Below are 14,237 nucleotides of genomic sequence, written 5' to 3'. Positions count from 1 at the left end.
ATGGTGAGGGGCGCGCGTGCGCGGACGTGAGGATGAATGGACCGGCCTGATGCGGTCGGCCATGGCTGGCGACGACGCGGCGTATCATCGCCTGCTGAAGGCGGTCGCGCCGGTGCTGCGCGCTGCTGCGAGGCGTGGGTTGGCGCGGGCCGGCCAGTCTCCCGACCAGGCTGAGGATATCGTGCAGGAGATCTTGTTGGCGGTGCATCTGAAGCGACACACCTGGGACAGCGAAGCTCCCTTCGCGCCCTGGCTGTTCGCGATCGCCCGCAACAAGCTGATCGATACGCTGCGGCGGCGCGGCAGGCGCGTCTTCGTCAACATCGATGATTTCGCCGAGACGCTGCCGGGCGAGGCACCGCAGGAGACGGCTTCGGCGGGCGAGGTCGCCGCGCAGCTGAGCACTCTGCCGCAGCGCCAGCGCGACGTGTTGCAGTCGATCGCGGTCGAGGCCGCCTCGATCAAGGATACGGCGGCAAAGTTTGCGATGAGCGAAGGTGCGGTGCGGGTCGCGCTGCATCGCGGACTTGCTGCGCTGACTGCCAAACTGCGGGACCACTAGGCATGGATACCGATCAACTGATTCGCTCGCTCGCGGCCGACAACGTCCATCGCGCGCCGCGCGTCGGCGCCGTGCTGACCATGGCGCTGCTGGTGGCCGCGCCGCTCTCGATCCTGATCTTCGCGACTTTCCTCGGCGTGCGCCCGGACGTGATGAGCGCGATGCGCAACCCGTTTTTCGACATGAAGTTCGCGGTGACGCTGTCGCTCGCGATCCCCGCGATCATCGTCAGCCTGCATTTGTCGCGCCCCGAAGCCCTGCTGCGCGGCTGGGGCTGGCTCTTGCTGCTTCCCGTCGGACTGCTTGCCGTGGCGATCGGCAGTGAGGCGATGATGGCGCCGGCCATGCCGATGACAATGCGCTTGATGGGCAAGAACTCCAGGGTGTGCCTGCTTGCGATCCCCGCGATGTCGCTGCCGCTGCTTGCGGGGGCGCTGTTCGGTCTGCGCCACGGCGCGCCGTCGCGTCCCGCGCTTGCCGGCGCGCTCGCCGGCCTGGTCGCGGCGGGATTGGCCGCGACGCTCTACGCCTCGCACTGCACCGACGATTCCCCCCTGTTCGTCGCGACCTGGTACACGATCGCGACCGCGGTCGTGACCGCGATCGGCGCGGCGGTGGGCTCGAAAATCTTGCGGTATTAAGGAGCCAGCTTCACGCCGCCGGCGTAGTGCCCTGCTGCATGCGGTGGAAACGCAGCACCTGCTGCGCGGTCGAAGAGCGCAGGGCTTCGTAGGTGTCTCGCAGCGCCAGCATGTCGGTCTGCGAGCCGCCGGAGAGCTTCTCGCGCATGGCGATGATCGCGCGCACGCTCGACCACGACATCCCCGCGACCTTGGCGAGGATCATCACACCCTCGGTCCGGCTGTCGATCATCATGGTCTCGGCGGTCTCGACCGCGACGCCTGCGAGCGCGGCCAGCCCCGCATTGGTCTCGTCGAACTTGCCCTGCTCGGCGAAAGTGCTGACCTGGAATTCGTTGAGGCGGCCGTCCGCGTGCAGCGACTTCACCAGCGCACGCGCCATCTCGGTTTGCCGGGTCGTCGCGGCGGCACGGACCCGCTGAGCCGCTTCCTGGACCACGCTGGACACTTCGTCCGCGAGCTCGGGATGTGCGGCCTCTAACTTCCTGCGCACGCTCAAGGAGGCCTTCGCGACCAGTTTCAAATAATGATGACGCGGCAGGTCGGGCCGCAGGCCGATGCAGGTGGCGAGGTCGTCGTCGCGTTCGGCGCGGGTGACGAGGTCGGTGAGACTTCCCTCGGAGAGGCGCGCGCCCGGATTGCTGACGGTCGACTGCACCACGTCCTCGTTGCCGCGCGTCACCAGCAAATCGGTCAACGCCTCCGACAGCACTCGCCGCAGCGAGATCGCCTTAAGATGCGCCTGGCCTCTGGTGCGCGCGATCTCGATAAGGGTCGCCTCGTCCAGCCGTTCCGATTTCGACAGCACCGGGCCGGAGACCTCGATCACCTCGTCGAGCGCGAGCGTGCGGATGATCTTCGGCGGCGCGGACGCGATCGGTGCAAGGCGCTCGGCGAGCAGTGCCCTGGCCGAAATCTCGATCTGCTCGACCAGGCACTGGAACACGTCGTCGAACACGCGGACGTGGTCGTCGGAATAATCCACCGCGTTGCCCACGAAGAGATCGGTGACGCGGCGCAGCGTCTCGACCCGGCGCGCAACGGTGCCGTGGGAGAGCGCGGCCTGCAATTCCTCGAGCAGGTTCTCGGATGGTGTTGCGGATTTCGATCTCATTGCCCTGTCCTGGAGCGTTCGGCCGGCGGCGTCTTCTCGCGCGCCTGAAAAATGAATTGGTCAACCCGTTGCAATGCGATTGCGCCCTTGCGCCTTGGCGGAATAGAGCGCGTGGTCGGCGCGTGCTAGAAACGTGTCGGCAGTATCGTTGTCGCGCAGCGTCACGACGCCCGCGGAAATGGTCACGCGCAGGCCGGGGGCAAATGCGCTCCAGTCGAGATCGGCGATGATCTGGCGCAAGCGCTCGAGCATGCGCGATGCCGCCTCGCCATCGGTTCCGGGCAGCAGCAGCAGAAATTCCTCGCCGCCGTAGCGGCCGAAGCAGTCGGCTTGGCGGATGTTGGCGAAAATGGTGATCGCGAAGGTGCGCAGCACCTCGTCGCCGATGGGATGGCCGTGGGCGTCGTTGACGCGCTTGAACCAGTCGAGATCGATCAGCGCGATTGCGCAAGGCGTTGACGCCTGCCACGACTTGTCGATCGCGGTGTCGAGAAGCCGCATGATGCAGCGGCGATTGTAGGAGCCGGTGAGCTCGTCGAGCTCGGCCAGTTCCTCGATGCGCTGATAGGCGGCCTTCAGCTCGATGCTGCGCCGGTACAGGATCTTGCGCAGCGTGGCGCCGAACAGGCCGAGGAAAGCGCACTGGCCGATCACCAGCACGAAGCACAGCATGGAGGCGGTCCGCTGCAACCGGGTCGTAACCGGCAGGCCGATCGGCAGATCCGAGCCAAGGAAGACAAAGGCGAGCCCGCAGGTGGCAAGACCCCAGGTGAGCATCGCCTGGCTCGACGTCATCCGCAGCGTACCAAATGCGAAGATTAGAAATAGCACGGCGAGGAACGCGACCCCGACCGTCGGCACCGCCAGCAGGAACACCAGTTGCAGCGCCATATGCGCAGAGATCTGGAAGACGGTCAGGTAATGATCTTCGAACCGATCGCCGAAGCCGGCTTCCGACAGCACGGTGAACGTCCCGATGATCAGGAGGCCGCCGAGCCAGAACAGCGATGGGACACCCATGGAGATCGCACCGTCATAGGCGTACAGCAGCAGGACGGAGGCGCCGAGCGAGTAGCTCGCGACCTGGCCGATATACATCTGGCGGCGCTGCCGGGCCCGACGCGCCAGGACTTCCGGAGCCGCGGGCGCGAGAACGAGATCCGCGACTTCAGCGGCATTCCTCTCGGGAAGCGACGTCGCGGCCGTGTTCATTGTCCCGCCAATGGTGGATGTCAGCTCAAAAATCTACGTGGCAAGCCTTTAGGTTTGGTATCCTTCGAAATCGAATCCGAACCGTGCAGCGCGGAACAGGGGAATGTCGGCCCGGCAGCGAAATTTGCTGGCGGTTAAGCATCGGTTTGCGATGCGGTCGAGCCAAAGCAGGGGTTCGTGAGACATACACCGTGCAGGGCTGCTATGGATCCAGGCTTGACCGGGCTGCCTGTGCCGGACAGTCCTTCCGCAGGGAAATATTTCAGTATTATGTTACCGATCTGGATCGAGGCGGGTCGCCGCCGATGGAACAAGAAAAATGCGCTTATGTGGGGGAGATCACATAAGCCCCCATATGCGTGCGGTAACCTGAAGAATTTCGCCCCTTCGGTCGAACCCTCCGCCGCACCGACCCGACCAACTTTGCGAGACGGCCTTTGAGCGTGACACAGGCGGCTTCGGACGAGGTCCTGATCGCCAGGATCGCTCAAGGCGACCGGCTCGCCATGCAGGTGTTGTACGGGCGGCACCATGTCAGGGTTTACAGGTTCGGACTCAGGGTCGTGCGGGACGAGCAGGCGGCGGAAGACCTCATCAGCGAGGTGTTTCTCGACGTCTGGCGTCAAGCCGGCAAATTCGAGGGCCGATCCGCCGTTTCCACCTGGCTGCTGGCTATCACCCGATTCAAGGCCCTGTCTGCGCTTCGGCGCAGGAAGGATTTCGAGTTGGACGAAGAGGCCGCCAACGCGATCGAGGATACGTCCGACGATCCGGAAACGGTGGTGCAGAAGAAGGATACCAGTGAGGCGTTGCGGGAGTGTCTGACGGGCCTTTCGCCGGAACACCGGGAGATCGTCGATCTCGTCTACTACCACGAGAAGTCCGTGGAAGAGGTGGCTGAAATCGTCGGGATACCGGAGAACACTGTGAAGACGCGCTTGTTCTATGCGCGCAAGAAACTGGCCGAACTGCTGAAGGCAGCCGGCGTTGAGCGAGGCTGGCCATGATGGCTTTGAGCAAGAAGATGCTGGAGCAAGAGCCCAGTGAAATTGAACTGCTGCTGCCGTGGCACGCCGCCGGCACGCTGAACGCGCGCGATGCCCGCCGCGTCGAGGAAGCGCTGGCGCGCGATCCGGAGCTTGCGAAGCAATATGCCGCGATCCGCGGCGAGTACGAAGAGACCATTCATCTGAACGAGAGCCTGGGCGCTCCGTCGGCGCGCGCGATGCAGAAGCTGTTTGCCGCGATCGATGCCGAGCCAGCGCGGGCGACCGGTTCGCTGCCGCTGTCGGCACGCATCGCGACCTTCTTCGCGAGCCTGTCGCCGCGGACGCTGGCCTGGTCGGCGAGCCTCGGCGCCGTCGCGCTCGTGCTGCAAGCCGGAATTATCGGCGCCGTGCTGATGAAGAACCAGCCGGCGACCTTCCAGACGGCTTCGCTCTCGACCAGTGCGCCGATCACACGCGAACTTGGTGGCACGGTCGCGCCGGCGCGTGCGCTGGTGCGCTTCACCCCCGAGGCGCGCATCGCCGACATCACCGCGCTGCTCGACAGCTACCAGGCGTCGATCATCGACGGAGCCAAGGGCGGCATGTTCCGCCTCCAATTCAACAAGGCGATGAGCCAGGACGAGCTCGCCTCGCTGCTCGGCAAGATGCAGCGCGAGAAGTTCGTCAATCTGGCCGTCGCGACGCCCTGAACGCGCCGCTGAACCGATGACGCGCAAGTCCGAGAGCAGGGTACGCGCCGGGGCCTACGTTTCGTCGGTTGGAGCCGTGCTGCTGCTCACGGCCTGTCTCGGCGCCGAGGTTGCGCAGGCGCAGGCGATCATGCGTACGCCAACGATCAGCGTTCCCTCGCGCACGCCGACCATCTCTCCGAGCATTACCCCGCGTGTCAGCCCCGGTGTTGCCGCGCGCGCGGTCAGCGTCGGCCGCGGCCCGCGGACGATCGCGGCCATCCCCCGCACCACGCCGTTGCGCATGCGGACAACGCCGGTGCTGCCCTATGCGCGCTATTCGCCGAACCTCTATCCGGCCTGCACCGCACCCTATCGCGATGCCGGTGGCGAATGCTTGGCGCAGCCGAACGCGGGCGGCGAGGGTACCGGAACATCAGGCAAGAAGAGCGCCGGCAAGGGGCGTGGCAACAGCACGCCGGCCGCGGTGAACCTGCGCAGCTTCGCCAACGAATTCGTCGCCGAGATCGACGGCGCGCTGTCGTCGGCCGAGGCCGACGAGCTCGCGCGTCGCCACGGCCTGACGCGCGTCGCCTCCGAGAATTTTCCGCTGATCGGCGCAACTTTCGGCCTGTTCCGCATCACCGACGGCCGGCCGTACGAGACGGTGCGGCGCGAATTCGTGGCCGACGGCAGTGTGCGCTCGCTTCAGCCGAACTTCCGCTATGTGCTCCAGGACCAGACATCGTCGGGGCCGACCGAGGGCGATCCTGCGCAATATGCACTGACAAAGCTCCGCCTGCCGCAGGCGCATACGCTGGCGCACGGCGCCAACGTCACGATTGCCGTGATCGACTCCGGCATCGACGCCAGCCATCCCGAACTCGCCAATTCCATCGCCGACAATTTCGATGCGCTCGGCAGCGCCGAGGGGCCGCACGTTCACGGCACCGGCATCGCCGGCGCCATCGTGGCGCATGCGCGGTTGATGGGCAGCGCGCCCGAGGCGCGCATCATCGCGATCCGCGCCTTCGGCGGCACCGCCGGTGGCGCCGAGAGCTCGTCCTACATCATCCTGCGCTCGCTGAACCATGCCGCCGAGCACGGCGCGCAGATCGTCAACATGAGCTTCGCCGGTCCGAAGGACGCGGTGATCGAGCGGGCCATCGCGGCGACCGCTGTGCGCGGGCTGGTGCTGATTGCGGCCGCCGGCAATGCCGGCGCGAAATCGCCGCCGCTCTATCCCGCCGCCAATCCCAACGTGATCGCGGTCAGCGCCACCGATCAGCAGGACCGGCTGTTCACCGCCTCCAACCGTGGCAACTACATCGCGGTCGCAGCCCCCGGCGTCGACATCTTCCTGCCGGCGCCCGACGGCAAATATCAGATGACATCGGGCACTTCGTTCTCGGCGGCCTATGTTTCCGGCATCGCGGCGCTGCTGTTCGAGCGCAACCATGCCTTGAAGCCGGAAGAGCTGCGCATGGCGCTCGCGAAGACCGCGCGCGACCTCGGTTCACCCGGCCGTGATGATCTGTTCGGCGACGGCGAGGCCGATGCGTTTGCCGCGGTCATGGCCGTTCCCGCCGACAGCGCGACGCCGGTTGCGGCGGCATCCGGTACAACAAAACGTGAAGACGCCGGCAAGCGTCGCGACGAGCCGGGCAGCCGCGCGATCGAGCAACCCTCGCTGTCAAGCGCAGAAGAGAAATCCGCGATTTCTCAGGCGGATAGGCCGGCAACGCGATAGCCGCTGCGACAAAGATGCGCGTACGGCGAAGCTCAAAAAAGCAAACGCCGCGTTGAACGTTCAGCCAGCTGCCACGACCAAATTATGTGGGAGCGGTCATCCCTCCCCATCAGTCATATCAGGCGCGAGCGCCCATCCACCCCAAGCGCCCATATGGCTCGACCCGTCCGGTTGTCCCCCCGGACGGGTCTTTTCTTTTGGGCATCTGATCTTTCGAAGCCTGGCGCTCGTTCAGCTTCCGGTTGAAGGATCGCGCCCGCGTTCGTGCCGATCGTCGACTCGGCACGCCGCAAGCCCGTCATGCTTGTGCGAAGCTTGACTCGAAAACACAGGAAATCTCCGCACGACTACGGTGTTTGATGACGGGCGCGGCGTCGTTGCTGGACAAGTCAAAACTTTTCCACAAAATATTCATGTCGCGTCTAAATTGATTCGTGTGCGTTGCGTCCCCGCGTCCGTGTTTTCTCCTGACGGGCTGGTTCATGACACATCGCCAAGAAGTCGTTCGCGACGTGGCTGTTAGCCGCGACATCGCGGCACGCTGGTGCGCTCTCGCCGAGCAGCGGCTGCAACATCTCTCCGAAATGTTCGAGACCGGACGCTGGCGCCGCTACCACTCCGAGATCGCATTCCTCGAAAACATCCAGGAGGCCAAGCGTGCGGTCCAGACCTGGCGCGCGCTTGCAACGGGTGCGGACGTCGCTGCGGCAGCCGCGAGCGTGACGCCCGCCTTCGGCTGGTCGCCGGCGACGATGCCGCGCGTGTTTCCGCGCGAGCAACCGGCGCAGACCGTGCAGCCGAAGGCCGTCCACATCGCACCCGAGACCGCCGTGCCGGTCAGGCTCGATCCCAAGCCGGACGCTCTCGCCGACATCACCGACGCCCCGATCGCACCGCTCTCCGCGCCGCCCGCGATGGCACCCCCGACGGCGCCGGCCACGATGGCAACGCTTCTGCCGCAGTTCTCCCCGCCCGCCGCCGAAATCGTCGCAGCCCCCGAGCGCGTCGTCGAATTCACCTTCAGCCTCGACGGCCTGCAGGCAAAATACCCGCTGCTGCGGAACGCGTTCTAAGGGATGTTCAAGAGGGCAGCCGAACTTCTCCAACCCCGTCATCCTGAGGCGTGAGCCTTGCGGTGCAGAGCACCGCAAGGGCGAGCCTCGAAGGATGTGCGGCCCGTCTGCCAGCCGCGTCGCCGCTCACTTCTTGGACCTCGGCGCTCCCGCACGTCGGCGCGCAAGCAGGCTTACTGCCTTCCAATCCGAGCGAACAAGCGCTTCCTTCTTGGCGCGCCTCCATCCCTTGAGCTGCCGTTCGGCCGCAATGCCGTCGGTGATCCGTTCGAAATGCTCGGACCACACCAAGACGACCGGACGCCTCGAATAGGTATATCCGGGATAAGCGCCGGCATTGTGCTCATCGACGCGCTTGGACACGTCCTCTCCAGTGGCGCTCCCGATATAGAACGAGCCATCCGCGCACCGCAGCATGTAGACAAAGATGCCCACAAATCATCCTTCGAGGCTCCCCGCGCGGTGCTCCGCACCGCACGGCTCGCACCTCAGGATGACGGCAGCGTGCTTGTTGTCAATATCAGACTTAACAGCCTTTGAGTGTGGTGCCGAATAGCTCTTCGCGAAGTCGAGTTCGCTCGCTCGTCCCGTCATCCTGAGGTGCGAGACACGTGGCGCAACGCGCCGCGTGGGGAGCCTCGAAGGATGCTCGGCCCGTCTGCCAGCCGCACAGTTAACGCCGCACTGCATTCCCGCCGACCACCACTTGCGCGAACCGCTGCGCACCGTCGGCCGACAGGTCCGACGTCACTGCACGCGCATGATCCAGCCCGACCACGGCGCCGCGCGGGGTCTCGGAGATCATGTTGTTGTTGACGAGCGCGGTGCCGGCGCCCGGCACCACGGAGACGCCGACGCCGGCCAGCGCCTTGCGGATTACGTTCCCCGTGATCGCGACGTCGCGCAGATATTTGCCCCAGCCGGCGACGATGCCATAGGACGGCGCGTTCTCGATCACGTTGCCGGTCACCGAGGAATCCGCTTCGATGTAGATGCCGACGCCGGCATCGTCGTCGGGTACGGTGCCGATCGGACGCTTCGGGAGCAGATTGCGGATGATGTTGCCCTGGACAACGGCGATGCGGCCGCCCTCGTTGAAATTGCAGACGGAGACGCCAACGGCGGCGCCGTCGACGGTGTTGTTGGCGATCACCGCGGCTTCGAACGCGAACTCGGAATAGAGCGCGACTTCGCGCACGTCGCTGACACTGTTGCCGGTGATGTGGATGTTGGAGGCGGAGTTGCCGCGCACCGCGGAGTAGTCGCAATTCCTGATGCGGTTGCCGCGCACGATCACATTGCCGGCGCGAAAGGCGTTGATGGCGTTGCCGTACTGGCCGGAGCCGCCGGGGCCGGCCTTGATGTCCTCGATGCGGTTGTCAGCGACCAGCGTGCCGTCATCGCCGATCGCGGTGCGCAGGATCTCGATGCCGTTGTCATTGGTGCCGGTGATTGTGTTGCGGGAAACGCTGAGGCCTTTGGCATCGAACGAGACCACCGCCGTCACCGCGATATTGGTGAAGATATTGCCGGAAATGTCGCCTGACACCTGCTCGAGCCAGACCCCGCTGCCGCCGGAGCCGGTGATCGCGCAATCGGTGATGCGGACGTCGCGGCCGCCGAGGACGTGGATCAGGCCGCGCCGCGTCGGCAGCGGAATGTTGCCGCCGTCGAAGATGATGCCGGTGATGCCGATCGCATCGGAACCATCGCTCTGGATTACCGAGGCTCCGCCGGTGAAGACGAGTTTCGTCGCACCGCGCACGCCGATCAGTTGCGCGCCGTTCGGGAGCCGCAACAGACCGGTCCGGTAGATGCCGGGCGGCAAGGCGAGCGGCACCTGTGCCCGCGCGCTCTCGTCGATCGCACGCTGAAGCGCTCGCGTTTGGTCTTCGCTGCTGCCGGGCCGCACGCCGTATTGCGTGGCATCGCGGCCGAGCAGGGATGTCAGCGGCGCCGCGCGCGCAGCGTCAGCCGGCATGGCGAGCGCGCCAGCGATGCCGGCAGTCGAGGCTCCGATGAGATGACGGCGATTGAGGTCCATGACGCGTCCTTCGGCGGACGCGGGAAATGTCCGCGCCCACTAGGTAGCGCAGGGCGGCCGGTGACGTGAGGATTGTTCACGGTAGGGTTAAATGTTTACGCAAGCGAGGTGCGGTAGGGTGGGCAAACGACTTGTCCGCCGTAGCTCGGAGAGCGAAGGCGGAAGCGTGCCCACCATAGTCAGCACGGATCCCGATGTATGGTGGGCACGGCGCAAGTGCGCCTTTGCCCACCCTACGAAATCGGTGTGTTCCGCTCCTTCCTTGCCAACTGCACCATCTCCATCAGCATGGCTTCGCCAGCATCGACCAATTCCTCCAGCGTGATCCGCGGCGCGCCCTTGCGGCGCACGGCGCCGCTACGCGCGAGCAACGGGATGTGGATAAACGCCGCCAGCATCGGCCCGCCCGCTCTCACATTCTCGATCGCGCGCCAGCTCAGATAGTTGCAGAGATAGGCGCCGGCATCGCGCGAAGAGCGCGCATCGATGCCGGTGAGGCGTGCGGCGCGCAGCAGCCGTGCGGTGTGCGGACCGAACATCATCGCGTCTGCATGGCCGGCGATGCCGCGCTTGCTGGAACGGGTGTTGGCGGCATCCGGCCAGAGCATGGTGACGGCATTGCGGGCGCGGGTCTCGATGCGCAAGTAAGGCGTGCGTGCGGCGAGGCCGAACATCAGAAGCGCATCCGGCTTCACCTTCGTGAGCACGTCAGGCAATTGCCGGTCGACCGCAGCATAGGTGACCGGGAAGATGTGACTGGCAATCGTGACATCGTCGAGTGCCGGGCGGCGCAGCTGCGCCAGTCGCGCCACCAGTGGCTGGGTCGGATTATAGGGCGCGCCGGGAAACGGCCCGAAGCCGGTCAGGAGAACGCGGAGCTTTTCGCTCATTGCAGCAACTCCAAGATCTGCTCGGCAGCGAGCGCCGGCGTGAGATGGCCGTCGGCCACCTCCGCTTCGATCTTCCGGACCTTGGTCCGCACCGATGCCTCGCTGCGCAGCCGCGCCAGCATCCGCTGCTCCAGCATCGACCACATCCACTTCACCTGCTGATCGCGCCGGCGCGCGGCAAACTCGCCGGATGCGCTCATCGCCTTGCGGTGATCCAGAACCTTCTGCCAGAGCTCGGCGATGCCGGTGCCGGTGAGCGCCGAATAGGTCTCGACCGGTGGGTGCCAATGCTCGGACCTGGGGCTGAGAATGTGCAGCGCGCCGCGATAGTCGGCCGCGGTGATCTTGGCGCGCTTGAGGTTGTCGCCGTCGGCCTTGTTGATGGCGATCATGTCGGCGAGTTCGACCAGGCCTTTCTTGATGCCTTGTAGCTCGTCGCCGCCGCCCGGCAGCATAAGCGCGAGGAAGAAGTCGGTCATGTCGCAGACCGCGGTCTCGGACTGGCCGATGCCGACGGTCTCGACCAGCACGACGTCGAAGCCGGCGGCTTCGCAGAGCAGCATCGCCTCGCGCGTCTTGGCCGCGACGCCGCCGAGCGTGCCCGAAGACGGCGAGGGGCGGATGAAGGCATCAGTGGAGGCCGCCAGCCGCGCCATCCGCGTCTTGTCGCCGAGGATCGAGCCGCCGCTGCGCGCCGAGGACGGGTCGACCGCGAGCACGGCGACCTTGTGGCCCTGTTCAATCAGATACGTCCCGAGCACGTCGATCGTGGTTGATTTGCCGACGCCTGGCGATCCGGTGATGCCGACGCGAAATGCCTTGCCGGTGTCGGGCAGCAGCGTCTGCACCAGCTCGCGCGCCAGCGTCTGATGGTCACCGCGCCGGCTCTCCACCAGCGTGATGGCCCGCGCCAGCGCCGCGCGGCTGCCGGCGCGGAGGTCGCGGGCGAGGGATTTGATGTCGAGCGTCTTGGGGCTGGTCATCGTTGCAGGCGAGCGGGTGGATGCATCATCAGCTGGATGCCCGAATGCACCGTTCAACGAAAGATTTCAACGGCGGAAGATGATCTTGAACGATGTCCCACACAATCCCTACGTCTGTTGCATGGTACGCGTGGCGCAAGTGGTTGCCGAAATCGACCATTCTCTGCCAGTCGATCTCTGGCGCGTCTTTCTTGATATCGTCAGTCAAGCGCCGGGCAGCTTCACATATGACTTCGAGATAGCGTTCTGTCGCCATGCGGCGCGTCTTGTCTGCAGTGAAGAGGTCGAGGTTGTAGCCTGCCAGCAATGCCTCGATCTCGACGATGGCTTCGAGAGTGTCTCGCAACCGGTCTTCCGCGGTCGGCGGCATCTAGAATACCTCGACCAGGTCATCCGCGATCCGCTCGGCGATGCGGGGCTTCAGCAGGTTTCGCAATGAAATTTGCGTCGTGAGGCCCACCTCATCTTCTATCAGATGCAGGACTTTGAAGAAATCGAACCGTGGTGGTTCCTCGCGCGAGGTCGTTTCGACGAGAACATCCAGGTCGCTGTCGGGCCGCGCATCACCGCGGGCACGTGATCCGAAGATGTATAGCCGTTTCACGCCCGCAGCCCTCAAGGCGGGAGCGATCTCCTTGAGCTTCAGAATAATTGTCTGAAGCGGAATGTCGGCGACCTCGGTCATGGCTGGATACTAGCACAAAGCCGCCAAGCGGCCCAGCGCCGGACTTAGGGGCGTCTCGATGGGCAGACGAGGGCGCCGCTCGCCTGGAATCACCGGGATGTTGCCGCGGCCGTCTGGAGCGGTTTCATCTTGCGCCAGATCCACACCATCACGGGCCACAGCAGGGCGCCGATCGCCATCGCGGCAAGGATCGCCGCGACCGGGCGCTCGAAGAACGGCAGGATGCTTCCGTCCGACTTGATCAACGACGTGACGAAAGCCTGCTCGACCATGGTGCCCATGACGATGCCGAGCACCATGGCCGCGACGGGGTAGCCGTTGGCCTCCATCACATAGCCGATCACGCCGAAGGCGGCGACGGTGACGACGCCGAACATGTTGTTGCCGATCGCAAACGAGCCGACCGCGCAGCACAGCATGATGATCGGCATCACTGTGGAGCGCGGCGCCAGCAGGATGTAGGCGGCAACGCGGATCATGGCGATGCCGAGCGGGATCATCAAAATGTTCGCGATGATGAACATCAGATAGATCGCATACATGCTGGACGCCTTCTCGGTGAACAGCGTCGGGCCCGGATTGAGGCCCTTCATGTAGAGCACGCCGATCGCGATCGCGGCGATGGTGTCGCCGGGGATGCCGAACAGCAGCGAAGGCACCCAGCCGGAGGCGATGCTGGCATTGTTGCTGGCGCCGGCCTCGACCAGGCCTTCGACATGACCGGTGCCGAACTTTTCCGGCTCCTTGGAGAACCGCTTCGACATCGCGTAGGAGACCCAGGCGGCCATGTCGGCGCCGGCGCCGGGCAGCACGCCGATGATGATGCCGACGATGTTCCCGCGCGTCATCTGCCAGTGATAAAGCTTCGTCAGCTTCCACTGGCCGGCCATGATGCTCCCGAATTTACGCCGCGGCAGCGGTGGCGGCTCGGGCGTCAGCATCGCGCGCATCACCTGCGCCACTGCGAACACGCCGACCAGCGCCGGGATCGGCTCGATGCCGCCGAACAGGTCGGTGATGCCGAAGGTGAAGCGCGGCACGCCGCCGGGGTTCTCGATGCCGATACAGGAGACCAAGAGGCCGATGAACATGCCCGCGATCGCCTTCACCGGCGAGGAGCGCGCGACCAAGGTGGCGCACATCAGGCCGAGCAGCGCCAGCCAGAAATATTCGAAGGTCGAGAACGACAGCGCGATCTCGGCCAGCGGCGGCGCCAGGATCATCAACGACAGCACCCCGGCAATGCCGCCGACCGCGGAGAACCAGACGCCGGCTCCGAGCGCAAGCTCGGCCTGGCCCTTGCGGGTCATGGCATAGGCTTCGTCGGCATAGGCGGCGGAAGCCGGCGTGCCGGGAATGCGCAGCAGCGCGCCCGGAATGTCACCGGAGAAGATCGCCATCGAGGAGGCCGCGACGATGGTCGCGATCGCCGCGATCGGCGACAGGTAGAAGGTGACGGGGACGAGCAGGGCGGTCGCCATCGTCGCCGACAAGCCCGGCAGCGAGCCGATCACGAGCCCGTACACGGAGGCCGCGAACATCGCGATGATGACCTCCCAGGTGGAGATCAGTGCGAACGCATCAATCAGGGTTTTCAGCATGGGA

The 14,237-nt window shown here is 65.3% G+C and carries 15 protein-coding genes; 6 read left to right on the top strand and 9 right to left on the bottom strand.

Annotated elements, in window-relative coordinates; genetic code table 11:
* The first annotated feature begins 16 nt into the window (after positions 1-16).
* Positions 17-562 (top strand): sigma-70 family RNA polymerase sigma factor, encoded by a 546-nt coding sequence (locus AAE027_RS00605; protein ID WP_370985242.1) that lies wholly within the window; start codon positions 17-19, stop codon positions 560-562.
* Between the two features lie 2 nt (positions 563-564).
* On the top strand, positions 565-1,203 hold the full coding sequence (locus tag AAE027_RS00600; RefSeq protein WP_370985243.1) for an NrsF family protein: 639 nt from the start codon (positions 565-567) through the stop codon (positions 1,201-1,203).
* Between the two features lie 10 nt (positions 1,204-1,213).
* Here the strand turns inward: AAE027_RS00600 and AAE027_RS00595 are convergent, their stop codons facing one another.
* Together AAE027_RS00595 and AAE027_RS00590 are read right to left on the bottom strand one after the other, a co-directional pair.
* Entirely contained in the window at positions 1,214-2,317 is a 1,104-nt protein-coding gene (locus tag AAE027_RS00595; RefSeq protein WP_370985244.1) for a DUF2336 domain-containing protein, read from the bottom strand.
* A gap of 60 nt (positions 2,318-2,377) precedes the next feature.
* Positions 2,378-3,529, bottom strand: a complete 1,152-nt coding sequence (locus AAE027_RS00590) for a GGDEF domain-containing protein (protein WP_370985245.1) — start codon at positions 3,527-3,529, stop codon at positions 2,378-2,380.
* 437 nt (positions 3,530-3,966) lie between these two features.
* Here AAE027_RS00590 and AAE027_RS00585 point away from each other — a divergent pair, with 437 nt between their 5' ends.
* From AAE027_RS00585 to AAE027_RS00570, 4 genes are all read left to right on the top strand, one after another.
* A complete protein-coding gene (locus AAE027_RS00585) occupies positions 3,967-4,536 on the top strand; it encodes a sigma-70 family RNA polymerase sigma factor (RefSeq protein WP_370985246.1) in 570 nt (189 codons plus the stop codon).
* Positions 4,533-5,228: a hypothetical protein gene (locus AAE027_RS00580; protein ID WP_091890819.1), complete on the top strand. Its 696-nt coding sequence runs from the start codon at positions 4,533-4,535 to the stop codon at positions 5,226-5,228. Before AAE027_RS00585 ends, AAE027_RS00580 begins: the two co-directional genes overlap by 4 nt.
* 16 nt (positions 5,229-5,244) lie before the next feature.
* Positions 5,245-6,957, top strand: coding sequence for a S8 family serine peptidase (locus tag AAE027_RS00575; RefSeq protein WP_370985247.1), 1,713 nt, complete (start codon positions 5,245-5,247; stop codon positions 6,955-6,957).
* Positions 6,958-7,469: 512 nt separating this feature from the next.
* Positions 7,470-8,030: a TIGR03809 family protein gene (locus AAE027_RS00570; RefSeq protein WP_370985473.1), complete on the top strand. Its 561-nt coding sequence runs from the start codon at positions 7,470-7,472 to the stop codon at positions 8,028-8,030.
* A 126-nt stretch (positions 8,031-8,156) separates the two neighbouring features.
* Here the strand turns inward: AAE027_RS00570 and AAE027_RS00565 are convergent, their stop codons facing one another.
* From AAE027_RS00565 to AAE027_RS00535, 7 genes are all read right to left on the bottom strand, one after another.
* Complete coding sequence (locus AAE027_RS00565) at positions 8,157-8,465, bottom strand: GIY-YIG nuclease family protein (protein ID WP_370985249.1); 309 nt, start codon at positions 8,463-8,465, stop codon at positions 8,157-8,159.
* 238 nt (positions 8,466-8,703) lie between these two features.
* The gene (locus tag AAE027_RS00560) at positions 8,704-10,074 is read right to left on the bottom strand and encodes a TIGR03808 family TAT-translocated repetitive protein (RefSeq protein ID WP_370985250.1); all 1,371 of its coding nucleotides are present in this window, start codon (positions 10,072-10,074) and stop codon (positions 8,704-8,706) included.
* 233 nt (positions 10,075-10,307) lie between these two features.
* Positions 10,308-10,964, bottom strand: coding sequence for a pyroglutamyl-peptidase I (locus AAE027_RS00555; protein WP_091890834.1), 657 nt, complete (start codon positions 10,962-10,964; stop codon positions 10,308-10,310).
* Positions 10,961-11,947 (bottom strand): methylmalonyl Co-A mutase-associated GTPase MeaB, encoded by a 987-nt coding sequence (meaB, locus tag AAE027_RS00550; protein WP_091890837.1) that lies wholly within the window; start codon positions 11,945-11,947, stop codon positions 10,961-10,963. Before meaB ends, AAE027_RS00555 begins: the two co-directional genes overlap by 4 nt.
* 28 nt (positions 11,948-11,975) lie before the next feature.
* Complete coding sequence (locus tag AAE027_RS00545; RefSeq protein ID WP_370985251.1) at positions 11,976-12,317, bottom strand: HepT-like ribonuclease domain-containing protein; 342 nt, start codon at positions 12,315-12,317, stop codon at positions 11,976-11,978.
* Complete coding sequence (locus tag AAE027_RS00540; protein ID WP_091890843.1) at positions 12,318-12,632, bottom strand: nucleotidyltransferase family protein; 315 nt, start codon at positions 12,630-12,632, stop codon at positions 12,318-12,320.
* An 89-nt stretch (positions 12,633-12,721) separates the two neighbouring features.
* Positions 12,722-14,233, bottom strand: a complete 1,512-nt coding sequence (locus AAE027_RS00535) for a tripartite tricarboxylate transporter permease (protein WP_370985253.1) — start codon at positions 14,231-14,233, stop codon at positions 12,722-12,724.
* Between the last annotated feature and the right edge of the window lie 4 nt (positions 14,234-14,237).

The sequence above is a fragment of the Bradyrhizobium sp. DN3 genome, from assembly GCF_041357655.1.
GTDB lineage: Bacteria > Pseudomonadota > Alphaproteobacteria > Rhizobiales > Xanthobacteraceae > Bradyrhizobium.
The sequence above is the reverse complement of the archived record's forward strand: the minus strand, read 5'-3'. Positions and strand labels throughout refer to the sequence as shown.